Source organism: Streptomyces sp. NPDC001410 (assembly GCF_042895235.1).
GTDB lineage: Bacteria > Actinomycetota > Actinomycetes > Streptomycetales > Streptomycetaceae > Streptomyces.
The window spans coordinates 21,676-43,794 of the sequence record NZ_JBIAWE010000024.1; the positions used below are offsets into that span (position 1 = coordinate 21,676).

The window sequence follows — 22,119 nt, forward strand, 5'->3', positions numbered from 1 at the left end:
CGAATGGATCTCGATAGGCTGAGGCCCACACCACGTAGCCGGATGGCCCCAGGCGCGGCGCGTACGCAAGGAGGATCGAGAACTGATGGCAGGCAACTCGGACCCGCTCACGCCGCGGGCCAAGCTGGCCGTGACCGCGGGCAAGGCGGTCGCAGCGGCGTCCCGCGCCGCGGGACGCGGCAGCGGATCGGTGATCGGCGGCCGGGTCGCACTCAAACTCGACCCCGACCTCCTCGCCCGGCTCGCCCAGAACCTGGACGTCGTCCTGGTCTCGGCGACCAACGGCAAGACCACGACCACGCGGCTGATCGCGGAGGCCCTGCGGGCCGCGGGCGAGGTCGTCTCGAACGCGCTCGGCGCGAACATGCCGGCCGGCATCACGTCGGCACTGGCCGGGGGCTCGGACGCCAAGTTCGCCGTCATCGAGGTCGACGAGAAGTACCTGGCCGGCGTCGCCCGGGACACCGACCCGAAGTGCATCGCGCTGCTCAACCTCTCGCGCGACCAGCTGGACCGCGCGGCCGAGACCCGGATGCTCGCCGAGAACTGGCGCGAGGGCCTCGCCGGGACCAAGGCCGTCGTCGTCGCCAACTGCGACGACCCGCTGGTGGTCTGGGCCGCCTCCTCGTCCCCGAATGTGATCTGGGTCGCAGCCGGGCAGATGTGGAAGGACGACGCCTGGTCCTGCCCGTCCTGCGGTGGCGTGATGCAGCGCCCCGGTGACGACTGGTTCTGCGGCGAGTGCGGCTTCCGCCGGCCGACGCCCACCTGGGCGCTGTCCGGGGACCATGTGCTGGATCCGCACGGGTCCGCCTGGCCGATCCACCTGCAGCTGCCGGGTCGCGCCAACAAGGCGAACGCGGCCAGCTCCGCGGCCGTCGCCGCCGTCTTCGGGGTGCCGCCCCAGGTCGCCCTGGAGCGCATGTACCAGGTGCAGGCCGTCGCGGGACGCTACGACGTCGTCCAGTTCGAGGGCCGTGACCTGCGGCTGCTGCTGGCGAAGAACCCGGCCGGCTGGCTGGAGACGTTCTCCCTGATCGACCCGCCGCCCGCCCCGGTGATCCTCTCCGTGAACGCCCGCGGCGCCGACGGCACCGACACCTCCTGGCTGTGGGACGTCGACTACACGCGGCTGACCGGCCACCCGATCTTCGTCATCGGCGACCGGAAGCTGGACCTCGCCGTCCGTCTGGAGGTCGCGAACCAGCACTTCCAGGTCTGCGAGAACCTCGATCAGGCCGTGCAGATGTGCCCGCCGGGCCGGATCGAGGTCATCGCGAACTACACCGCGTTCCAGGACCTGCGCCGCCGCGTCGGCAACTGATCTTCGAAGGGCGATCACCTCATGAGCGACAACCAACTGCGGCTGGTGTGGATCTACCCCGACCTGCTGAGCACCTACGGCGACCAGGGCAACGCCCTCGTCGTGGAGCGGCGGGCCCGGCAGCGCGGCCTGGACGTGGCCCGGCTGGACGTGCGCAGCGACCAGCCGATCCCGACCTCCGGTGACATCTACCTGATCGGCGGCGGCGAGGACCGGCCGCAGCGGCTCGCGGCCGAGCGGCTGCGCCGCGACGGCCATCTGCAGCGCGCGGTGGAGAACGGCGCGATCGTCTTCTCCGTGTGCGCCGGCTACCAGATCCTCGGCCACGAGTTCATCAACGACCTCGGCCAGCGCGAGCCGGGCCTCGGCCTGCTGGACGTGGTCTCGGTGCGCGGCGAGGGCGAGCGGTGCGTCGGCGACGTCCTCGGGGACATCGACCCGCAGCTCGGCCTCCCCGAGCTGACCGGGTTCGAGAACCACCAGGGCGTCACCCACCTCGGGGCCACGGCCCGCCCCTTCGCCCGGGTGAAGATCGGCAAGGGCAACGGCACCGGGGACGGCACCGAGGGCGCGTACAACGGGACGGTCTTCGGCACGTACATGCACGGCCCCGTGCTGGCCCGTAACCCGCTGATCGCCGACCTGCTGCTGAAGCTGGCGCTCGACGTCAACGCGCTGCCTCCGATCGACGACCGCTGGTACGACGCGCTCCGCAACGAGCGCATCGCGGCTGCGCAGCAGCCTGCGTGAACACAGCAGCGCAGCAGCCTGCGTAAACGTCGCTTCAGCACCGTCTCAGCGCCGTCTCAGCGGTTCCCGGCAGGCTCGTAGTGGGCCCGCCTGACGGGCCGTCCGCTCACATGTGCGGGCGCGTCCAGCAGGCGGACGCCCGCTACGGAACCACCCCCTCCCGCCGGTAGGGTGGCCGGGAATCCGCCGGACGACGTGGTCCGGTTTTCCGGCCCACGTTGAGAAGGTATTTCGGGCTATGCGCATTGGTGTCCTCACGTCCGGCGGCGACTGCCCCGGCCTGAACGCCGTCATCCGGTCCGTCGTGCACCGTGCCGTCGCCGACCACGGCGACGAGGTCATCGGTTTCCGGGACGGCTGGAAGGGCCTCCTGGAATGCGACTACATGAAGCTCGACCTCGACGCCGTGGGCGGCATCCTGGCCCGCGGCGGCACCATCCTCGGCTCCTCCCGGGTCCAGCCCTCGCACCTGCGCGACGGTGTGGAGCGGGCCAAGGGCCATGTCGCGGAACTGGGCCTCGACGCGATCATCCCGATCGGCGGCGAAGGCACGCTGAAGGCGGCCCGGCTGATGTCGGACAACGGCCTGCCCGTCGTCGGCGTCCCGAAGACCATCGACAACGACATCGCCGTCACGGACGTCACCTTCGGTTTCGACACGGCGGTCGGTGTCGCCACCGAGGCCCTGGACCGGCTGAAGACCACCGCCGAGTCCCACCAGCGTGTGCTGGTCGTGGAGGTCATGGGCCGGCACACCGGCTGGATCGCGCTGCACTCCGGCATGGCGGCCGGCGCCCACGCCATCGTCGTGCCGGAACGGCCCTTCGACATCGAGGAGTTGGCCGCGCGCGTCGGTGAGCGGTTCGAGGCGGGCAAGCGGTTCGCCATCGTGGTCGCCGCCGAGGGCGCCAAGCCGCGGCCCGGCTCCATGGAGTTCGACGAGGGCGGCAAGGACGTCTACGGCCACGAGCGCTTCGCGGGGATCGCCCGGCAGCTGTCGATCGAGCTGGAGCAGCGGCTCGGCAAGGAGGCGCGGCCGGTGATCCTCGGGCATGTGCAGCGGGGCGGGACGCCCACGGCGTACGACCGGGTGCTGGCCACGCGGTTCGGCTGGCACGCGGTGGAGGCCGTGCACCGCGGGGAGTTCGGCATGATGACCGCGCTGCGCGGCACCGACATCGTCATGGTGTCGCTCGCCGAGGCCGTGGAGACGCTGAAGACGGTTCCCGCCGAGCGGTACGACGAGGCGGAGTGCGTCCTGTAGTTCAGCCGAGGACAACCCGCCCCCGGTCACAGCCGTGACCGGGGGCGGTTCTACTCTTGGGGGCGGACAGACGCGCACAACCCCCACGAATCAGGAGCCGCCGGATGGATCACAGCGGGCACGGCACGATGATGGACTTGCCGCCGTTCACGCTGGGGCGGGGGCTCCAGTGGTCGGCGGACCCCTTCTTTCTCGTCGCCTGTCTGGCCGGGCTGGCCCTGTACGGCTGGGGCGTGGTGCGGCTGCGGCGGCGCGGGGACACGTGGTCCGTGGCCCGTACGGTGTCGTACGTCGTCGGTGTGCTGACCATCGGGCTGGTGATGTGCACCGGGCTGAACGACTACGGCATGGTCATGTTCAGCGTGCACATGGTGCAGCACATGGTCATCAGCATGCTGTCGCCGATCCTGATCCTGCTGGGCGCGCCGGTCACGCTGGCGCTGCGCGCGCTGCCGGTGGCCGGCAGGGGCCGCAAGGGGCCGCGTGAGCTGCTGCTGGCGCTGCTGCACAGCCGGTACATGCGGATCATCACCCACCCGGCCTTCACGATCCCGATGTTCATCGCGAGCCTGTACGCGCTGTACTTCACCCCGCTCTTCGACTTCCTGATGGGGTCGAGGGCCGGGCACATCGCGATGATGGTGCACTTCCTCGCCGTGGGCGTGTCCTTCTTCTGGCCGATCATCGGCGTGGACCCGGGGCCCCACCGGCCGGGTCACCTGATGCGGATGCTGGAGCTGTTCGCGGGCATGCCGTTCCACGCCTTCTTCGGCATCGCGCTGATGATGGGGTCGGAGCCGATGGTCGAGACGTTCAAGCACCCGCCCGCCTCGCTCGGCATCGAGGCGCTCTCCGACCAGAACGCGGCCGGCGGCATCGCCTGGGCGTTCAGTGAGATCCCGTCCGTGCTGGTGCTGATCGCGCTGCTGTTCCAGTGGTACGGCTCCGAGCAGCGGCAGGCCAAGCGCAAGGACCGGGCCGCCGACCGGGACGGCGACAAGGAGCTGGAGGCGTACAACGCCTACCTGGCCTCGCTCAACGCGCGCCAGAGCTGAGTCCGCGGTATCGAGAGCCGACTCCGCGGTATGCCGTTCGCGCGGTATTCGGGGCACCATGGTCGAGGACGGACCATGAGGAGGGTGTCGCGATGCCCGGTTCCACGAACGGTTCCACCAAGGCGATGGGGGCGATGACCGTCGGCGGGCTCGTCGTCGTGACGGCCTACACGGTCGCACTCGGCAGCAACGGCTGGCTGTGGTTCGGATGGGTGGTGCTCATGCTGCTGACGCTCGCCATGGTCGTCACCCAGTCGTAGGACGCTCGACGCGGGCGTGGCTGATTACAGTGCCCGCATGAACAGCAGGGCTGCCTCCTTCGACGACCTCGACCGGAAGATCATCACCGCGCTGATGGCGAACGCCAGGACCAGCTTCGCCGAGATCGGCGCGGCGATCGGGCTGTCGTCCACCGCGGTCAAACGGCGCGTGGACCGGCTGCGGGAGACCGGTGTGGTCACCGGGTTCACGGCGACCGTGAAGCCCGCCGCGCTCGGCTGGCGCACGGAGGCGTACGTCGAGGTGTACTGCGAGGGCGCGGCCCCGCCGCGGCGCCTGGCGGAGGTGGTGCGCAACCACCCGGAGATCACGGCGGCCATGACGGTGACCGGCGGCGCGGACGCGCTGCTGCACGTGCGGGCGCGGGACGTGGAGCACTTCGAGGAGGTGCTGGAGCGGATCCGTGCCGAACCGTTCATCCGGAAGACGATCAGTGTGATGGTGCTGTCCCACCTCCTCCCGGAAAGCCCGGAAGCGGGCGCGACCCACGCCGCACCCGAATGATCGCGAAGTAAACCCCGAAGCGCGCAGTTCTCGTGCGTTCTCCCTGATGAGAACGCAGCGATGCTGCGCATGCACGCAGCTTTCGTCGCTTGTCGTCCGCCTCCGTCCCTTCCTACCGTTGTGCCAACCCTCAGTGACGCGCAGGAAAGCGGAGGAAACCCTCTGTGCTCGAAAGCCGTGTGCCGCGCCCTCGGCGCTTCCTTGTCTGCGAACCCAGACATTTCGCCGTGCAGTACGCGATCAATCCCTGGATGCATCCCGACACGCCCGTCGACGTGGATCTGGCCCAGGAGCAGTGGCAGGAGCTGATCCGCACCTACCGCTCCCACGGCCACACCGTCGAGGCGGTCGACCCGGTCCCGGGCCTGCCCGACATGGTGTTCGCCGCCAACGCGGCGTTCGTGGTCGGCGGCCGGGTCTTCGGCTCCCTGTTCCACGCCGCGGAGCGACGCCCCGAGTCGGTCCACTACGACACCTGGTTCAAGTCGGCCGGCTACGACGTCTACCGGCCCGAGGCGGTGACCGAGGGCGAGGGTGACCTGGTGTGGACCGGCCGGTACGTGCTGGCCGGCACCGGGTTCCGCACCACCCGTGAGGCCCACCGCGAGGCGCAGGAGTTCCTCGGCCACCCGGTGATCGGCCTGACCCTGGTGGACCCGTACTTCTACCACCTGGACACGGCGCTGTTCGTCCTCGACGAGGACAACATCGTCTACTACCCGGAGGCCTTCTCGCCGGGGAGCCGGGAGGTGCTCAAGCGCCTGTACCCGGACGCGGTGCTCGCCACCCGCGACGACGCGATGGCGTTCGGCCTGAACTCCGTGTCCGACGGCCGGCACGTCTTCATCGCTCCCAAGGCCGAGGCGCTGGCCGAGCGCCTGACCGACCACGGTTACGTCCCCGTCCCCGTCGACCTGTCGGAGTTCCACAAGGCCGGCGGTGGCATCAAGTGCTGCACCCAGGAGATCCGCTGATGACCGCACCCGCGCACGAGCGCACGTCCGACGACCTGATCAAGGCGGAGGAGCCGGTCCTCGCACACAACTACCACCCCCTGCCCGTGGTCGTCGCCCGGGCCGAGGGCACCTGGGTGGAGGACGTCGAGGGCCGCCGCTACCTCGACATGCTGGCCGGTTACTCGGCCCTCAACTTCGGCCACCGGCACCCGGCGCTGATCGAGGCCGCGCACCGCCAGCTCGACCGGCTGACCCTCACCTCCCGCGCCTTCCACAACGACCGGCTCGCCGAGTTCGCCGAGCGGCTCGCGGCGCTGACCGGCCTGGACATGGTGCTGCCGATGAACACCGGCGCGGAGGCGGTGGAGAGCGGCATCAAGGTGGCCCGCAAGTGGGCGTACGACGTGAAGGGCGTCCCCGCCGACCAGGCCACGATCGTGGTCGCGGCGGAGAACTTCCACGGCCGTACGACGACGATCGTCAGCTTCTCCACGGACGAGACGGCCCGCGCCGGCTTCGGCCCCTTCACGCCCGGCTTCCGGGTCGTGCCGTACAACGACCTGGCCGCGCTGGAGGAGGCGGTCGACGAGACGACGGCGGCGGTGCTGCTCGAGCCCATCCAGGGCGAGGCCGGGGTCGTCATCCCGGACGACGGCTACCTGGCCGGCGTGCGTGAGCTGACGCGCCGCAAGGGCTGCCTGTTCATCGCGGACGAGATCCAGTCCGGCCTCGGCCGCACCGGCCGTACCCTCGCCGTCGAGCACGAGGGCGTCGTCCCGGACGTGCTGCTGCTCGGCAAGGCGCTCGGCGGCGGCATCGTGCCGGTGTCGGCGGTGGTGGCGCGGCGCGAGGTGCTGGGTGTGCTGCACCCGGGCGAGCACGGCTCCACGTTCGGCGGCAACCCGCTGGCGGCGGCCGTCGGCACGGCGGTGGTCGAGCTGCTGGAGACCGGCGAGTTCCAGCGCCGGGCGACCGACCTGGGTCAGGTCCTGCACAGCGGCCTGGCCGAGCTGGTCGGCCGGGGCGTGACCGGCTTCCGCGCGCGTGGGCTGTGGGCGGGCGTCGACATCGACCCGGCCATCGGCACCGGCCGTGAGATCAGCGAGCGCCTCATGCGGGAGGGTGTCCTCGTCAAGGACACGCACGGCTCCACCATCCGGCTGGCGCCCCCGCTGACCATCACGGCCGAGGAGCTGCACTCGGCGCTGGGCTCGCTGGAGAAGGTGCTCGGCGCGGCCGGCCGGTGACGGGGGCAGGGGGCCGGACGGGTACCGCCGGCCCCCTGCTCACTCGGTCAGCTCTTGCTCTCGCTCTTGCCGAGGAGCTGCTTCATCTCCTCGATCTCGGCGTTCTGGGCGCTGACGATGTCGTCGGCCATGCCCTCGGCGGGGCCGTACTGGCCCTTGCCCTTCTCCGCTTCGGCCATCTCGACGGCGCCCTGGTGGTGCTCGACCATCAGGGACAGGAACTTCGTGTCGAAGTCCGTGCCGGTGGCCTTCTTGAGGGCGGCCATGTCGTCGTCGCTCATCATTCCGGACATGCCGGCGTGACCCGAGTGGTCCATGCCGGCCATCGGCATCTGCTCGCCCCAGGTCTTCAGCCAGCCGGTCATGGTGCGGATCTCCGGGTCCTGCGCCTTCTCGATGCGGGTGGCGAGGTCCAACACCTGGGCCGAGGAGGCCCGGCCGTCGGCGAGCCGCGCCATCTCCAGGGCCTGCTGGTGGTGCGGGATCATGCCCTGCGCGAAGGCGACGTCCTGGGCGTTGTGCGCCGCGGCGGTGGCGGTGGCGCTCGTGCTCGCCGGGGTGCCGTGGCCCGCGTGGTCGCCGCCGCCACCGTCACAGGCCGCGAGGACGACGGAGGCGACGCCGGTCACCGCGACGAGGGCGGCGCGGCGCGTCAGGGTACGGGTGGTCATACGGGAACTCCTGCTGTTCGAAAGCTGTCTTCGGGCGCGCGTGGAGGGACGACCGCGGCGCAGGCGGTCGTCGCGGCCTAGGGCCTGTCTGACAATTCCCGTCGTCCGCCCGGAGGGCGGGCCCCGCGGCGTCTGGTGCGTGCGATCGCAAGGCGCCGGAGCGCCCTCGTGGCGGAGCCACGTGGGGGGTTCGGCAACGCGGCGAGCGTGCGTGCCAGACGCCGCGGGGCAGGCGGGAATTGTCAGACAGGCCCTAGATCCACAGGAGTTGGAGTTCCGCCAGGGAGGGTGGTGCACGGGCCTCGTCCGGCGCCGTGAGCGCGCACGAGCGCAGGTCGGTCGTCGGTGCGAGGGCGGTCACGGGGTCGGGTACGAGCGCGGGCAGCTGCGGACCGCCGTTCACGGCACCGGACGCGCAGGTGGGATCGGCGTGGTGCATCCGATGGCCGCCACAGTGTCCGGCGCCCTGGGGACAGTCGCCCTGGGCGATGACCGCGGCCTTCGTGTGCGCGGCCCGGGAATGCTCCGCGTGCCCCGCGTCGCCGCCGGGCGCGAGGGCGTGCATGCCCAGCAGCCCGGCCAGCACCGCCAGCACGAACAGCGCGCGCAGCCGCCGCGGGGGCGGTTGCCGGGTGTGCTGTCCGGTGCTGTGCATCGGGGACATCGTATGGGTCGCGGTCGGTGGACGAGCCCGGGGCCCCGCCGGTCCGAGCGCGCGGGCATGGTCCGTCAGGTCCTGGACGGCGCAGAGCCCTTGACGCGGTTCCAGCCAATCGATATGTACATGCCATCACTTGGTATGGACCAATCCATGGCCCAATCCTGTGCGGCCTCGCGCGTCGACCCGGCGCCCGACCCCCCAGTGGAGGCAGCGATGCGAAGACCATCGGCACTCGTCGCCCTGTTCCTCGGCGCACTGCTCCTGCTCCTCACCCCACCGCCCGCACTCGCCGCGGGCTCGGCCACGGCGTCGTTCGCCAAGACCTCGACCTGGGACGGCGGTTACCAGGGCGCCTACACCCTCACCAACGGCGGCAGTACGACCGTGTCCGCCTGGACCGTCGAGTTCGACCTGCCCTCCGGCACCACGGTCGGCTCGTACTGGGACGCGCTGCTCACCCGGAGCGGCAGTCACTACACCTTCAAGAACCGTGAGTACAACGGCTCGTTGGCGCCGGGCGCGAGCACCACCTTCGGGTGGGTGTCGAGCGGCACCGGCACACCGGCCGGCTGCCAGCTCAACGGCGCGCCCTGCACGGGTGGTTCGGGCGGGGGCGACACGGCCCCGCCAGGCGTGCCCGGCGGGGTGACCGTGGGCTCCGCGTCCAGCTCGTCGCTGACCCTGCGGTGGACGGCCGCCACGGACGACTCCGGATCCGTCGCGGGCTACGACATCGCGCGCGACGGCGGCACACCCGTCACGGTGACCGGAACCTCGTACACGGCCACCGGGCTGCAGGCGAACACGAGTTACTCGTTCCGCGTGCGGGCCCGGGACGCCGCGGGCAACGTCTCCGCCTACAGCGCGGCGGTCAGCGGTACGACCGCCTCCGGGGGCACCCAGCCGGGCGGCGGCGTGCACACCGCTCCGTACATCGACATGGGCGCGTGGCCCACCCCGAGCATGCCCGACATGGCCTCCGCGAGCGGGCTCAAGAGCTACACCATGGCGTTCGTCACCGCCTCCGGCTGCAAGGCCATGTGGTTCAACGCCTATGACCCGCGAGGCGGCTGGGCCAAGGACCAGATCGACGCGATCCGGGCGAAAGGCGGTGACGTGAAGGTCTCCTTCGGCGGCGCGTCCGGCATCGAACTGGCCCAGGCCTGCGACTCGGTGGACTCCCTCTACACCGAGTACAACGCGGTCGTGAACGCGTACGACCTGACCTATGTCGACTTCGACATCGAGGGTGCGGCCGTCGCCGACCCGGCCTCGATCAGCCGCCGTTCCCAGGCCCTGGCCCGTCTGCAGCAGGCCCACCCCGGGCTGCGGATCTCCCTCACGCTCCCCGTGCTCCCGGAGGGCCTGACCTCGGACGGCCTGAACGTGGTCAAGGCGGCGCGGGACGCCGGGGTCGACCTCGACCTCGTGAACCTCATGGCCATGGACTACTACCGGAGCGTCGACTACGGCGACGCCGCCCTCCAGGCCGCGCAGTCCACCTTCACCCAGCTGCGGTCGCTCTACCCCGGCAGGTCGGACGTCCAGCTGTGGGCGATGACCGGCGTGACTCCGATGCTCGGTCAGAACGACGACGGCCACGTCTACGACCAGAGCGACGCCCGCCGACTGGTCTCCTTCGCGCAGGACAAGCACCTCGGGGAGCTGGCCTTCTGGGAGGCGACCCGGGACCGCAACGCCTGCACCGGGGCCCTGTACCAGTGCACGAACGTCCCGCAGTCCCCCTACGAGTTCGCGAAGATCTTCGCGGCGTACACCGGCTGACCTGTCCTCGGTGCCGCCTACGGCCGCTCGCCCGCGCCATGACCCGGTGGACCGGGCGAGCCGGCCGGACCGGGGTGGGGCCGCGCGTGGCCGTACCAGTCGTGCACCACGGCACTGCCCACCAGCAGGTCCTGGACGGAGGCCCGGCGCCTGCTGGCCGGGATCCACAGCAGTCCCAGCGGGAAGAGGAGGTACAGGACGGCCCGCAGCACGGCGGGGACGAGAGTGAGGCGGGCACCGGACCGGCCGGTCACCCGCAGGCCCATCATCTGGTCACCGACGGTGCGCCCGACCGTGCACCAGCTGCCCGCGAGATAGACGGCCGCGAGCGCGGAGCCGAATCCCGTCGCGCCCCACAGGCCGAGATGCGGCGCCGAGAACGGGGGCCCCAGCAGCAGATACCGCAGCGCCGCATAACCGAACTGAACGACCGCGACCGCGCCGAGCACGACGAGGACGTCCACGACGGCGGCCACGGTACGCGTGACGATCCCGGCCGGCAGTCCCTGGGCGACCGCCGGACCGGGCGCACGGGCCATCGAGGTCACGGCACCTCCGGTCCCTCGCGTCCCCCGGCGGACGGCGGCTCACCGTCGGCCGACTCCGGAGGGGATCCGGCGCGATGCAGCAGCCGGTCGGTGAACCGGTCCACGAACCGGTCGGCGCGGGCGTTCTGCTCACGGAACGCGTCCAGCGTCTCCGCCGTCATGCTGCCCCCGGTGTCCCGGACGATCCGCCCGACGTCCAGCTCCTCCAGCACCTGCTCGGTGTACGCCGCCAGGTCCACCCGGGCCAGCACCGCGTCGAGGTCGATGCGCCGGGCCACCCGGTCGACGTCCAGCCGCTCCGCCACCGCGTCCACGTCGATCCGGTCGATGGCGGCGTCGAGGTCGATCCGGGACAGCAGGGCGTCCACGTCGACCCGGGCCAGCACGGCGTCCAGGTCCACGCGGGCGAGGACCGCGTCGAGGTCGACCCGGGCCAGCAGGGCGTCGAGGTCGACGCGCCGGGCCACGCGGTCCACGTCGAGACGGTCGGCCACGGCGTCGAGGTCCAGCTCGGCCACGACGGCCGCCGTCACCGCCCGGACGAGCGCCCGCGCCAGGTCCCCGGCCTGGTTCCGCGACCGCTCCCGCTCCGCCGCTCCCCGCGCGCTCCAGTACGCGATGCGGCGGTCCGCCGCACCCCGCACCGCCGACGGCACGAGCAGCCGGGTCGCGGCGCCGGCCCAGCGCCCGGCCCGGTCGGCCGTGCCCACGACCCTGGACACCGACCGCCGCTCCACCTCCAGGGCGAATCCGAGCAGGGCGTCGCCCAGGGGCGCCGGCGCACCCACCGGACGCGGAGTCCCGGAACGAGCCGCGGACACGGCCTGCGACGCCAGGTCGGCCAGCCCCAGGACCAGCCGCGTCACCCCCGGTGGTACGGGGCCCACGAGGCCGTCGTCGCCGCTCCCACCCGTCTGCGCGGAGGCGGGCGAGTCGCCCACGGACCTGCTCATGCCGGTATCGGACCATCGCGGGCCGCGGCCCGCCCTCACCCACCAGGGGTGACCTGCCCCGGCCGACCGGACGGCGCGTGCACGCCGGCCGGATCACGGTCACCGCCGTCCGACAGCCTCACCCGCGTCGGGTGAGCAAAGGGCGCCGGGCGGCCGCCTACGGTGAAAGGGCCCCAGACGGCAGACTCCGGAAGGCGATCCCCCATGCCCACCACATCAGACGCTCCCGTTCTCGACACGCTGGCCGCCATGACGATCGACTCGATAGAACGCTGCGGCATGGACGCCCGCACCCTCATCCTGACCCGCATCGCCGCGCTGGTGGCCATGGACGCACCGGCGATCTCCTACCTCGCCCACGTCGACCCGGCGGTCAAGGCCGAACTGACCGTGGAGCAGCTGCAGGACGTCCTCGTGGCGATCGCCCCTGTCGTGGGCACCGCGCGCGTGATGTCGGCCGCGGGCCACATCGCCCAGGCCTTCGGCGTGGCCATCGCCCTGGCCGATGCAGAGGCCCAGTCCATCGCCGAGGCCGGGGCCCGGAGCCGGGACAGCGCCTGAACCCGGGCAACAACGGCTCGTCCCTGTGCCTGTGTGGTGACGTCAGTTCGAAGCCGACCTGACGGACCGAGGGACGAGCCGTTGCTCTACCTGAGTCTCACGCGATGTCGGGCATCCCGGATGCCCAGTCGTCCAGAACCCTGGAGGGGTCCAGCGCGACGGGCAGCTCGGTCAGGCCGCGGAACGCGGGGAAGGGCACGGTCAGCCACTTGGCCTCGTCGGCCGGCAGGGCCAGGGAGAGCTTCGGGAAGCGGCGGAAGAGCGAGGCCAGGGCGATCTGCATCTCCATCCTGGCCAGCGGTGCGCCGAGGCAGTAGTGCGGGCCCGTACCGAATCCCAGATGGTTGCTCTGCACGCCCGGCCGGGCGATGTCGAAGGTGTCGGGGCTCTCGAACGCGGCGGCGTCCCGGTTGGCCGAGGTGACGGCGATCTGCACCAGCGAGCCCTTGGGAATGAGCGTCCCCGCGATGGTGATGTCCTCGAGCGCGTGACGGAAGGTCGCGTTCTCGACCGAGCCCTCGAAGCGGATGATCTCCTCAATGGCGTTCGGGAGGAGTTCGGGCGAGTCGATCACCTGCTGGAGCTGCTCGGGATGCGTGAGCAGTGTGAAGACGGCGTTGCCGATGAGGTAGGCGGTCGTCTTGTGGCCGGCGAACAGCAGCACCCACAGCGTGGACAGCAACTCGCCGTCCGTCAGCGACTCCTGCTCGTCCCGCGTCTGGATGAGGACGCTCAGCAGGTCGTCCTCGGGGGCCTTCCGCTTACGGGCGATCAGGACCTCGAAGTACTCCCGGAGCGCGGTCTCGGCCTCGGCCAGCCGGTCCTTGTCCTTCTTGCTGAAACCGGTCCGCGCGACGACGCTGCACCACTGCTGGACCTCCTCCCTCTCCTCCTCGGGGACGCCGATCAGCTCGCAGATCACCTGGAGGGGCAGCGGGAAGGCGAAGGCCGACAGGAGATCGACGGACTGCAGGGTGGAGCACTTGTCGAGCAGCCCGTCGGTGATCTCCTGGATCCGGGGTCGCAGGGCCTCGATACGGCGGGGGACGAAGGCACGGTTGACGATCCGGCGCAGCCTCGTGTGCTTCGGCGGGTCGGCGAACAGCATGTTGTCGTCCAGGGCGATGGAGGAGTCGCCGAAGATGGAACGGTAGGCATCGATGGCCGCGTACATGTCCTTGCTGATCCGCGGGTCGGCCAGAGCTGCCTTCGCGTCCTCGAACCCCGTGATGAGGTACGAGTCCACACCGTGCGGCGGGGTGAGACGGCACACGGGCGCGTTCTCCCGCAGATGCCGATAGAGAGGGTGCGGGTTGGACCGGTATTCGGGGCAACCGCGGGATGCCGCATCCACTGCCCGGGCTGTCTCGTCCGCGGTCTCCTGCTCTTGCATCTGAGTCATCGACGGCCCTTCTTCTCTTTCCCGCAGTGGCACGATTCGGCTGAACGCCGGAACGCAGGAATGCATTGACGCCACGCGCAACGGGAAAACGCGATTCACCCTGACGCCGACCGACATCGTCGGCACGGCGCGGTCGCGGAAACGACGAGTGCGCCGTCCGAGGGAAGGCTCGATTGCCGACCCGGGGTCCGTATGACAGGTTCGAAACCAGGGCCGCCATGAGTTCGAGTTGCTGCCCGAACCACCGCTGGGTCACTGGAGGAGGACGGGCCTTGGACAGGCGCGACGAAGAAGAAATGGTGCCGGTATTGATCGTGGGCGGTTCGCTTGTCGGACTGTCCGCGTCGGTGTTTCTGGGAAGACTGGGCGTCAGCCATGTGGTCGCCGAACGCCGGGCCGCCACTTCCGAACACCCCCGGGGCCGGGGGAACAACATGCGGACCATGGAGTTGTTCCGCACCGCCGGCCTGGAACCGGACATCAGAAAGGCCGCGGCCAACCTGTCCGGCAATCACGGCATCATGCAGACGGACAAACTGTCGGGCGGTGAGAGCAGATGGCTCTCGGCCCGGCTCACCGGCGGGAAGCCCCCCGAGAAGGACGTGTGCTCCACCCTGCGGTGCGCCTGCAGCCAGAACGACCTGGAGCCGGTCCTGCTGGACCACGCCCGTCAACTGGGCGGGGACGTGCGCTTCGGTACGGAGCTGGTCTCCTTCGCCGAGGGTCCGGACGGCGTGACGTGCGAACTGCGCGAACGGGAGAGCGGCCGGACGTACACGATGCGCACGGCCTACCTCCTGGCGGCCGACGGGCCGCGCAGCCCCGTGCGCGAGCGCCTGGGCATCGGACAGAGCGGAGGGGGCGACCTGTTCCACAACGTCAGCGTCACCTTCCGCAGCAAGCTCCTCCGCGAGGTGGTGGGCGATCAGCGCTTCCTGGTCTGCTACCTGAACGGGACCGAGGGCGACGGGGTCCTGCTGCCCGTCGACAACGAGGAGAAGTGGGTCTTCCACATCCCGTGGTTCCCCGAGCGCGGCCAGACGCTCGACCACTTCACCGACACGCGCATCGCGGACCACGTCAGGGCCGCCGCCGGCGTACGGGACCTGGACGTCGAGGTCACCGGGCGTGCCCCGTGGCACGCGGCGGACCGGGTCGCCGACCGCTACCGGCAGGGACGCGTCTTCCTCATCGGTGACTCGGCCCACGAGATGCCCCCCACCGGCGCGTTCGGATCCAACACAGGCATCCAGGACGCTCACAACCTGGCCTGGAAGATCACCGCGGTACTGCGCGGCTGGGCGGGAGAGGGCCTGCTGGACACCTACGAGAACGAACGGCGCCCGGTCGCCCTGGCCACGATCGCCCGGGCCATCGAGCAAGCGGCACGCGAGGAGCACCCCGGCTACGCCGCCGCGCAGGGCCCGGGCCAGAGCACGGACCTGATGACCGTGGCCCTCGGTTACCGCTACCTCTCCACGGCCGTGTCCGGCGCGGACACCGGAGCGCCGACCATCCCGGAGACACTCCGCCTGCAGGCGGACCCCGGTACCCGGGCCCCGCACATGACCGTCGTGCACCACGGGGACACCAAGTCGACCGTCGATCTGTACGAGCGGTGCTTCGTCCTGCTCTCGGGCCTTTCGGACGGCCCGTGGCCGTCAGCCGCCCAGGCCGCGGCGGCCAAGCTCGACGTCCCCCTGGTGTCCTACCGCATCGGCGACGGCCCGGACTTCGACCTGGACACCACGGCCGCCCACGGCACCGATGGCGGTGGCGCGGACTGGGCCGCCGTCCACGGCGTCACCCGTCAGGGCGCGGTGCTCGTCCGGCCCGACGGAATCGTCGCCTGGCGCTCCGCAGACCTGCCCGCGAACCCCGCGGCCGAGCTGACGCATGTCCTCGAAGGCCTCCTCAGCCGCTGATCCCGCTCTCCGACGCCCCCGGACCCTTCCACCGTAGGGAGCCCTTCCATGCCGACCGACCTGCAAGTTCCGGGCGACATAGGCCACCGCACCGCACTGGGCGACGACGACGCCCGACACGAACGAATAGACGTCCACCACCACTACACCGCCCCCGAATGGCTGCGGTGGGCCGAGAAGAACGGGTTCGCGGACCGTGGCAGCCTGCCGCCGTGGACCCGGTGGGACGAAACCGCCGCCCTGGACCTGATGGATCGGACCGGCACGCGGACCAGCGTCCTCACCGTCGCCATGCTGGGACGCTTCAAGGAGGCGGCGGCACGCAAGGAGAGCACGCGTGTCGCCCTCGACGCGGCCGGCGCCCTGGCCACCAGGCACTCCGGCCGCTTCGCCTTCTTCACACCGATCTTCCTCGACGACGCCGAACTCTCCCGCTGGTCCGTCTCCCACGGAATGGACCAGCTCGGGGCCGTAGGCGTCAGTGCGCGCACCAGCACGGGCGACACGTACCTGGGCGACCCCGCACTCGACCCGATCATGGCGGAACTGGACGAACGCGCCGCCGTGATCAGCACGCACCCCATGCAGGTGAGCACCTCCGGCGCCCCCCAGGGCGTACCGCCGTTCGTGTGCGACTTCCTCATGGACACCACCCGCGCCGCCCTGAGCCTGATCATGAACGGCACGCTGGACCGTTTCCCGCGGCTCACCTTCATCCTCCCGCACGGCGGCGGGTACCTCCCCTACATCGCGAGCCGGATCGAGGTCTTCGGCCGCCAGCTCGTCCCCGCCGTCGACCCCGGGCGCGTCCGCGACTACCTGCACCGCTTCTACTACGACACGGCCGCGCCCATGTCCCCGTCGGCCACCCCCACTCTGCTGGCGGCCGCGGGTTCCTCCCGGATCCTCTACGGAAGCGACTGGCCCCCCACCCCCACGCGTGTGGTCACCGAGGTGACCACCCCCGCTCTGGACGGGGATCCCGCCCTCGGCGACCGGGAACGCGGCCACATCAACCGCGGGAACGCCCTGCGTCTGCTGCCCGCACTCGCTCCTGCCTGAGCGCGCCCGGGACCGTCACGCGGGCCACTCTCACCAACCGGTGCAACGGCAGTGTCCCTTCGGACCGCTCGCGGGGGAGCGACGCGAAGGGACACTGCCCGGTTCATGGAGCCGCACGGCCGACGGGCCGGCTCAGCTCAGCACAGTCCGGCCGGGATCGAGACCCGGCAGAGGTTGCCGCGGAAGAGGTTGCTGCCCTTCGAGGCGTTCTGATTGACCAGGTCGGCCGGGGCGTTGCCGGTGAACATGTTCTTGTCGACCCGGTTCTTGTCGTTGACCGCGCCGACGTTGCCCTTGAGCAGCACGACCCCGCCCGACAGCGGCGACCGGCCGCTGTTGCCCGCGACCATGTTGTGCGTCAGCAGAACGCTCTCCGCACCGGACAGTACGATCCCGGAGCCCTGCACGAACGGCAGCCGGGCCGTCTTGGCGCAGTACTTGTTGTTGCGCAGCACATAGTTCTCGCTGACGGTGAGCGCGCCGGCCCGGGGCTTGTTCTCGTCTCCGATCACGATCATCCCGGTGCAGTTCCCGGTCATGTAGTTCCGCTGGACCGTGAGGTTTCGCAGGCGCAGGACCGTCAGGCCGTTCCGGTTGCCCTCCAGGGTGTTCCCGTCCACGACCAGGCCCCGGCTGTCCGTGGCCCCCTTCTCCGACATCGTCGTGTTGGCGAGGTACAGGCCGGCGTCACCGTTGTCGCGGGCGACGTTGTTCTTGAACACGCCGCGCGTGGAGTGCTCCTGCGAGATGCCCCACTGGCCGTTCTTCTCGGCCCTCACCCGCTGCACGGTCAGGTGGTCGGTGGCCATGGACCACAGACCGACCCGGGAGAAGCCCGTCAGCTTCAGGTCGGAGACGGTCACGTCCGCGACGGGCTTGTCCCTGAGCCCGATCACGCAGATGCCCTTGCCGCCCTCCACGCAGCCGACCGCTGCCTTGGGGCTGGGGGCGGCCTTCTTCGCGGGAGGAGGCACGATCACGGTGCGCGGACCGACTCCGCGGAGGGTCAGTCCGGAGGTTTTGACCGTGACACTCTCGTGGTAGGTGCCGGCCTGCACCAGGACCGTGTCACCGGCACGGGCGGCGTCCACCGCCTTCTGGATCGACTCACCCGGGTGCACCGTCAAGGTCCGCGCGGACGGGAGGGAGACCGCCGAGGCCGGGAAAGCGCCTGGGCCCGCACCGAGAAGTACGGCGACGAACGCGGCGTACCGCACATGGTTCCGTTTCATGTCCGGAACGTAGGACCGAATGTGCGGATGCCCGCGCGACACTCGCCCGCATGCCTCCCAACGGGCGTAAAGGTTCACGTCACCGGCCGCGTACGGACGACGTCGGAGTAGCAGCGGTGGCAGCCCCATCGGGCTGTACCTAGGCTCGCTAGCGGAAACGAGCCCACGGGAGGAAAAAGAATGCCGCAAGTCGACAAAGAAGAGATCCGCATTGGCGCGATCGACAGGGTGGCTCAGCCTCGAACACTCACGGGTGTTCTGCGTTCCGCGGTCAAACAGACCAACCTGCTCCCGGTTTTCCTGGTCCTCACGGCCATGATGATGGCACTGTGGCTCACGGGAATGCCCTTCCTGCAGGCCTTGACCATTTCGACCGCGGTGAAGATTTCGATGGTTCTTTTCGCAGCGCGTCGGCTGCCTTGCGCCTCGAAGGACTGACGCACGGCGGTCATCTCTGTTCCGATGGCTGAGGACCGCCCTCCACGCCTCGCCGCTGCGTCGCTGTGAGGTCGTCGCGGCCCGGATGCGCGCGGCGCTCCCGCAGATCGGCCACGGCCAGGACGAGGGCGACGAGGATGATGGCCATGGCGGTGAGCAGCCCGAGCTGAAGGGCCGTCGTGGCACGGCCGTGGTTGGCGAGGTGCGCGAAATACACGGCGCCGACCACGGCGATACCCACGGCCGAGCCGATGCGCTGGCCGGTCTGCATCACCCCGCCGGCCGCACCGGCCCGTCGTACCGGCACGGGCACAAGGGTGAGGGTCGTGTTGGGTGAGACCGTGAGACCGGACCCGATCCCAGCGATGACCAGCGGCAGCGCCATGGCCCAGCCCACGCCCTCGCCGGGCACCAGCTGAACGGCCGACACGACGCCGAGCAGCCCGAGAACCACCGCGCTCAGGCCGATGACGACCAGGCTGCGGCCGTAACGCATCACCAGCCGTCCCCCGAAGACCGCGCCGACCGCCGAGGCGGCCGCGAACGGCAGGATCGTCACGCCGGCGGCAAGGGCGCTGTATGCCACGGAGTTCTGCAGGAACAGTGACAGGACGAAGAAGATGGTGGTGAGCCCGGCGAAGAACGTGAGGCTGATCAGGGTGCCGAGCGTGAAGGAGCGCAGGGAGAAGAGCCCGAGGTCGACCAGCGGCGCCTTGCCCCGGCTGCCTTGGATCCTCTCCCACGCCCAGAAAGCCCCCAGCAGCAGTACGCCCACCGGGAGCAGTACCCACTTCGCCCGCCCCTGCCACTGCTGTTCCTGGACCAGGGGCAGCAGCAACGCGAGCACGCCCGTGCCGAGGAGCAGTACGCCCAATGGATCGAACGTCTCCCGTCTGTCGCGCGGCACCGGGAGGCGGGGCAGCAGCCGGTGCCCCGCGATGAGGGCGGCCACCCCGATGGGCACGTTGACGAAGAACACCCAGCGCCAGCCGTCGTCCGTGCCGAACGCCTGGATCAGCACTCCGCCCGCGAGCGGGCCCACCGCGGTGGACACGGCGACGACGCTGCCGTGGAAACCGAAAGCCCGAGCCCGCTCGGCGCCCTGGAACATCTGCTGGATCAGCCCGGAGGTCTGCGGTGCGACCACACCGGCGGCCGCACCCTGGATCAGCCGGAACACCACCAACCAGGTGGGGTCGGCAGCGAGGCCGCACCCCACCGACGCGGCCGTGAACATGCCGAGGCCGAACAACAGCGCCTGGCGGCGCCCACGCAGGTCACCCAGTCGCCCCGCCGGCGCCAGCGCGAGCCCGAAGGCGAGGGCGTACCCGGACACCACCCAGGACTGGGTGGCTTCGGAGGCATCGAGCCCGCGCTCCATGGAAGGCAGAGCCACGTTCACGATCGAGACGTCGAGCAGCGAGATGAAGCCCGCGGCCAGACAGACCCCGAGCGCTTTCCACCGCCGGTCGTCGAGGGCGGGCCGGTTCGTTTCTGTGGTCATGTGATCACGCTATGCATGCGCGACTGGTCGCACCAGCGGGGAACGGGCGCCGGGGCGACGATACGGGGCGGCCATCACGCCTGACCATCTGTCAGTGAACTCAGTAAAGTGTCAGCGTGAGACCGGCTGAGCATAGGTACAGACGACCACAGGCGCACATGAGCAAAGTGAGGGACGAACCGTGTTCTACTACCTGCTCAAGTACGTGCTGCTGGGCCCCCTGCTCAGACTGGTCTTCCGCCCGCGGATCGAGGGGCTGGAGAACGTGCCCGCGTCGGGGCCGGCGATCGTCGCGGGGAACCATCTGTCCTTCTCCGACCACTTCCTGATGCCGGCGATGCTGAAGCGGCGCATCACCTTCCTCGCCAAGGCGGAGTACTTCACCGGGCCCGGCATCAAGGGCCGTCTCACCGCGTTCTTCTTCCGCAGCGCCGGGCAGATCCCGGTGGACCGTTCCGGCAAGGACGCGGGACAGGCCGCGATCCGCGAGGGGCTCGGGGTGCTGAGCAAGGGCGAGCTGCTGGGCATCTACCCGGAGGGCACCCGCTCGCACGACGGCCGGCTGTACAAGGGCAAGGTGGGGGTCGCGGTCATGGCGCTCAAGGCGGGGGTGCCGGTGGTGCCCTGTGCGATGATCGGCACCTTCGAGGCGCAGCCGCCCGGCAAGGTCATTCCGAACATCCACCCCGTGGTCATCCGTTTCGGCAAGCCGCTCGACTTCTCCCGCTACGCCGGTATGGAGCACGAGAAGGCCATCCTGCGGGCCGTCACCGACGAAATCATGTACGCCATCCTCACGCTGTCCGAGCAGGAGTACGTCGACCGGTACGCGGCCGTCGTGAAGGCGGAGCAGGCGGCCGAGAAGAAGGAGCGCAAGTTCCCGCGGGCGCCGCTCAGCTGATCTGCCGTCGGCAGAACGGCTCCGCCACGAGCGTGCCGCATGCCTAGGCTCGCCGCATGAAACGCGCTGTGGTGATCGGGGCGAGCGGACAGATCGGCCGTCCGGCGGTGGCGGCACTGGAACGGGACGGCTGGGACGTGACGGCCGCCTCGCGGGGCGGTGGCCGGGACGGGTCGTGGGGCGCGGGGGTGCGGGCGGTCCGGCTGGACCGTACGGGCGACGGGGCGCTCGCGGCCGTGGTGGGCGACGGCTTCGATCTGGTGGTCGACGTGGTCGCGTACGACGCCGGGCACGCCCGGCAGCTGACGGACCTCGCGGGCCGGATCGGCTCAGCGGTCGTGATCTCCAGCGTGTCGGTGTACGAGGACGCCAAGGGGCGGGGCTTCGACACCCTGGAGGAGCCCGACGGCTTCCCGGCGTACCCGGTGCCGGTCACGGAGACGCAGCCGACGGTGGCGCCGGGCGAAACGACCTACAGCACCCGCAAGGCGGCCCTGGAGCGTGAACTGCTCGCGAAGGGCGAGGAGTTGCCGACGACCGTGCTGCGGGCGGGCGCGGTGCACGGGCCGTACAGTCCGCTCCCCCGCGAGCTGTACTTCGTGAAGCGGCACCTGGACGGGCGGGGCAGACGGGTGCTCGCGTACGGCGGGGAGAGCCGGTTCCATCCGGCGAGCGCCCGGAACATCGCCGAACTGGTCCGGCTGGCCGCGGCCCGCCCCGGGTCCCGGGTGCTCAACGCCGGTGATCCGCAGGCGCCGACGGTCGCCGGGATCGCGGCGGCGATCGACGCGGTCATGGGCACGGAGTCGGAGACCACGCTGGTGGACGGCCCGCCACCCGCCGGATCCGTGGGCCGCACTCCCTGGTCGGGGCCACTGCCGGTCGTCCTCGACATGTCCGCCGCCGAGCGGGAGCTGGGCTACCGGCCGGCGGTGTCGTACGAGGAGAGCCTGCCGGAGACGGTGGAGTGGCTGCGGCAGCGGCTCGCAGAGGGAGACTGGCGGGAGTGTTTTCCGCTGCTGGCGCGGGCTTATCCCGACCTCTTCGACTACGCGGCCGAGGACGCATGGTCGGCCGGGACATGACGAAGGGGCGGC

Annotated in this window: 22 protein-coding genes; 15 read left to right on the forward strand and 7 right to left on the reverse strand. The window is 70.7% G+C overall.

Features of this window, described 5'->3' with window-relative positions; all coding sequences use genetic code 11:
• Positions 1-85: 85 nt before the first annotated feature.
• From ACFY3C_RS39110 to rocD, 8 genes are all read left to right on the forward strand, one after another.
• Positions 86-1,324 carry a MurT ligase domain-containing protein gene (locus ACFY3C_RS39110; RefSeq protein ID WP_386580604.1) on the forward strand — a complete coding sequence of 413 codons (1,239 nt, stop codon included), beginning with the start codon at positions 86-88 and terminating at the stop codon, positions 1,322-1,324.
• 21 nt (positions 1,325-1,345) lie between these two features.
• A complete protein-coding gene (locus ACFY3C_RS39115) occupies positions 1,346-2,074 on the forward strand; it encodes a type 1 glutamine amidotransferase (protein ID WP_386580602.1) in 729 nt (242 codons plus the stop codon).
• A 238-nt stretch (positions 2,075-2,312) separates the two neighbouring features.
• Positions 2,313-3,338, forward strand: a complete 1,026-nt coding sequence (locus ACFY3C_RS39120) for a 6-phosphofructokinase (RefSeq protein WP_386580600.1) — start codon at positions 2,313-2,315, stop codon at positions 3,336-3,338.
• A gap of 104 nt (positions 3,339-3,442) precedes the next feature.
• The gene (locus ACFY3C_RS39125) at positions 3,443-4,393 is read left to right on the forward strand and encodes a cytochrome c oxidase assembly protein (RefSeq protein WP_390774224.1); all 951 of its coding nucleotides are present in this window, start codon (positions 3,443-3,445) and stop codon (positions 4,391-4,393) included.
• Between the two features lie 92 nt (positions 4,394-4,485).
• Positions 4,486-4,653 (forward strand): hypothetical protein, encoded by a 168-nt coding sequence (locus ACFY3C_RS39130; protein ID WP_386580597.1) that lies wholly within the window; start codon positions 4,486-4,488, stop codon positions 4,651-4,653.
• 37 nt (positions 4,654-4,690) lie between these two features.
• Positions 4,691-5,176 (forward strand): Lrp/AsnC family transcriptional regulator, encoded by a 486-nt coding sequence (locus ACFY3C_RS39135; protein ID WP_386580595.1) that lies wholly within the window; start codon positions 4,691-4,693, stop codon positions 5,174-5,176.
• 164 nt (positions 5,177-5,340) lie between these two features.
• Positions 5,341-6,150 carry a dimethylargininase gene (gene ddaH, locus ACFY3C_RS39140; protein ID WP_390774225.1) on the forward strand — a complete coding sequence of 270 codons (810 nt, stop codon included), beginning with the start codon at positions 5,341-5,343 and terminating at the stop codon, positions 6,148-6,150.
• Complete coding sequence (gene rocD / locus ACFY3C_RS39145; RefSeq protein ID WP_390774226.1) at positions 6,150-7,379, forward strand: ornithine--oxo-acid transaminase; 1,230 nt, start codon at positions 6,150-6,152, stop codon at positions 7,377-7,379. The genes ddaH and rocD overlap by 1 nt, the downstream gene beginning before the upstream one ends.
• Before the next feature lie 47 nt (positions 7,380-7,426).
• Here the strand turns inward: rocD and ACFY3C_RS39150 are convergent, their stop codons facing one another.
• Together ACFY3C_RS39150 and ACFY3C_RS39155 are read right to left on the reverse strand one after the other, a co-directional pair.
• Positions 7,427-8,050, reverse strand: a complete 624-nt coding sequence (locus ACFY3C_RS39150) for a DUF305 domain-containing protein (protein WP_390774227.1) — start codon at positions 8,048-8,050, stop codon at positions 7,427-7,429.
• Between the two features lie 253 nt (positions 8,051-8,303).
• Complete coding sequence (locus ACFY3C_RS39155) at positions 8,304-8,705, reverse strand: DUF6153 family protein (protein WP_390774228.1); 402 nt, start codon at positions 8,703-8,705, stop codon at positions 8,304-8,306.
• A gap of 219 nt (positions 8,706-8,924) precedes the next feature.
• Between ACFY3C_RS39155 and ACFY3C_RS39160 the strand changes: the two genes are divergently transcribed.
• Positions 8,925-10,496, forward strand: coding sequence for a cellulose binding domain-containing protein (locus ACFY3C_RS39160; RefSeq protein WP_390774229.1), 1,572 nt, complete (start codon positions 8,925-8,927; stop codon positions 10,494-10,496).
• Positions 10,497-10,513: 17 nt separating this feature from the next.
• Here the strand turns inward: ACFY3C_RS39160 and ACFY3C_RS39165 are convergent, their stop codons facing one another.
• The gene (locus ACFY3C_RS39165; RefSeq protein ID WP_386580584.1) at positions 10,514-11,035 is read right to left on the reverse strand and encodes an RDD family protein; all 522 of its coding nucleotides are present in this window, start codon (positions 11,033-11,035) and stop codon (positions 10,514-10,516) included.
• Between the two features lie 5 nt (positions 11,036-11,040).
• A complete protein-coding gene (locus ACFY3C_RS39170; protein WP_390774230.1) occupies positions 11,041-11,997 on the reverse strand; it encodes a hypothetical protein in 957 nt (318 codons plus the stop codon).
• Positions 11,998-12,201: 204 nt separating this feature from the next.
• On the opposite strand from ACFY3C_RS39170, the gene ACFY3C_RS39175 reads away from it, so the two are divergent.
• Positions 12,202-12,558, forward strand: coding sequence for a carboxymuconolactone decarboxylase family protein (locus tag ACFY3C_RS39175; protein ID WP_390774231.1), 357 nt, complete (start codon positions 12,202-12,204; stop codon positions 12,556-12,558).
• 97 nt (positions 12,559-12,655) lie between these two features.
• Here the strand turns inward: ACFY3C_RS39175 and ACFY3C_RS39180 are convergent, their stop codons facing one another.
• On the reverse strand, positions 12,656-13,960 hold the full coding sequence (locus tag ACFY3C_RS39180) for a cytochrome P450 (protein WP_390774232.1): 1,305 nt from the start codon (positions 13,958-13,960) through the stop codon (positions 12,656-12,658).
• Between the two features lie 296 nt (positions 13,961-14,256).
• Between ACFY3C_RS39180 and ACFY3C_RS39185 the strand changes: the two genes are divergently transcribed.
• Both ACFY3C_RS39185 and ACFY3C_RS39190 read left to right on the forward strand, forming a co-directional pair.
• Positions 14,257-15,885 carry an FAD-dependent oxidoreductase gene (locus ACFY3C_RS39185; protein ID WP_390774329.1) on the forward strand — a complete coding sequence of 543 codons (1,629 nt, stop codon included), beginning with the start codon at positions 14,257-14,259 and terminating at the stop codon, positions 15,883-15,885.
• Positions 15,886-15,933: 48 nt separating this feature from the next.
• Positions 15,934-16,947, forward strand: a complete 1,014-nt coding sequence (locus tag ACFY3C_RS39190; RefSeq protein WP_390774233.1) for an amidohydrolase family protein — start codon at positions 15,934-15,936, stop codon at positions 16,945-16,947.
• A gap of 137 nt (positions 16,948-17,084) precedes the next feature.
• Here the strand turns inward: ACFY3C_RS39190 and ACFY3C_RS39195 are convergent, their stop codons facing one another.
• Positions 17,085-18,179, reverse strand: a complete 1,095-nt coding sequence (locus ACFY3C_RS39195; RefSeq protein ID WP_390774234.1) for a nitrous oxide reductase family maturation protein NosD — start codon at positions 18,177-18,179, stop codon at positions 17,085-17,087.
• A 180-nt stretch (positions 18,180-18,359) separates the two neighbouring features.
• Here ACFY3C_RS39195 and ACFY3C_RS39200 point away from each other — a divergent pair, with 180 nt between their 5' ends.
• Positions 18,360-18,617: a hypothetical protein gene (locus tag ACFY3C_RS39200; RefSeq protein ID WP_390774235.1), complete on the forward strand. Its 258-nt coding sequence runs from the start codon at positions 18,360-18,362 to the stop codon at positions 18,615-18,617.
• 10 nt (positions 18,618-18,627) lie between these two features.
• Here ACFY3C_RS39200 and ACFY3C_RS39205 read toward each other — a convergent pair whose 3' ends face one another.
• On the reverse strand, positions 18,628-20,121 hold the full coding sequence (locus ACFY3C_RS39205; protein ID WP_390774236.1) for an MFS transporter: 1,494 nt from the start codon (positions 20,119-20,121) through the stop codon (positions 18,628-18,630).
• 181 nt (positions 20,122-20,302) lie between these two features.
• On the opposite strand from ACFY3C_RS39205, the gene ACFY3C_RS39210 reads away from it, so the two are divergent.
• Positions 20,303-21,022, forward strand: coding sequence for a lysophospholipid acyltransferase family protein (locus ACFY3C_RS39210; protein ID WP_386580568.1), 720 nt, complete (start codon positions 20,303-20,305; stop codon positions 21,020-21,022).
• Between the two features lie 68 nt (positions 21,023-21,090).
• Positions 21,091-22,107 (forward strand): NAD-dependent epimerase/dehydratase family protein, encoded by a 1,017-nt coding sequence (locus ACFY3C_RS39215; RefSeq protein ID WP_386580700.1) that lies wholly within the window; start codon positions 21,091-21,093, stop codon positions 22,105-22,107.
• Positions 22,108-22,119: the final 12 nt, after the last annotated feature.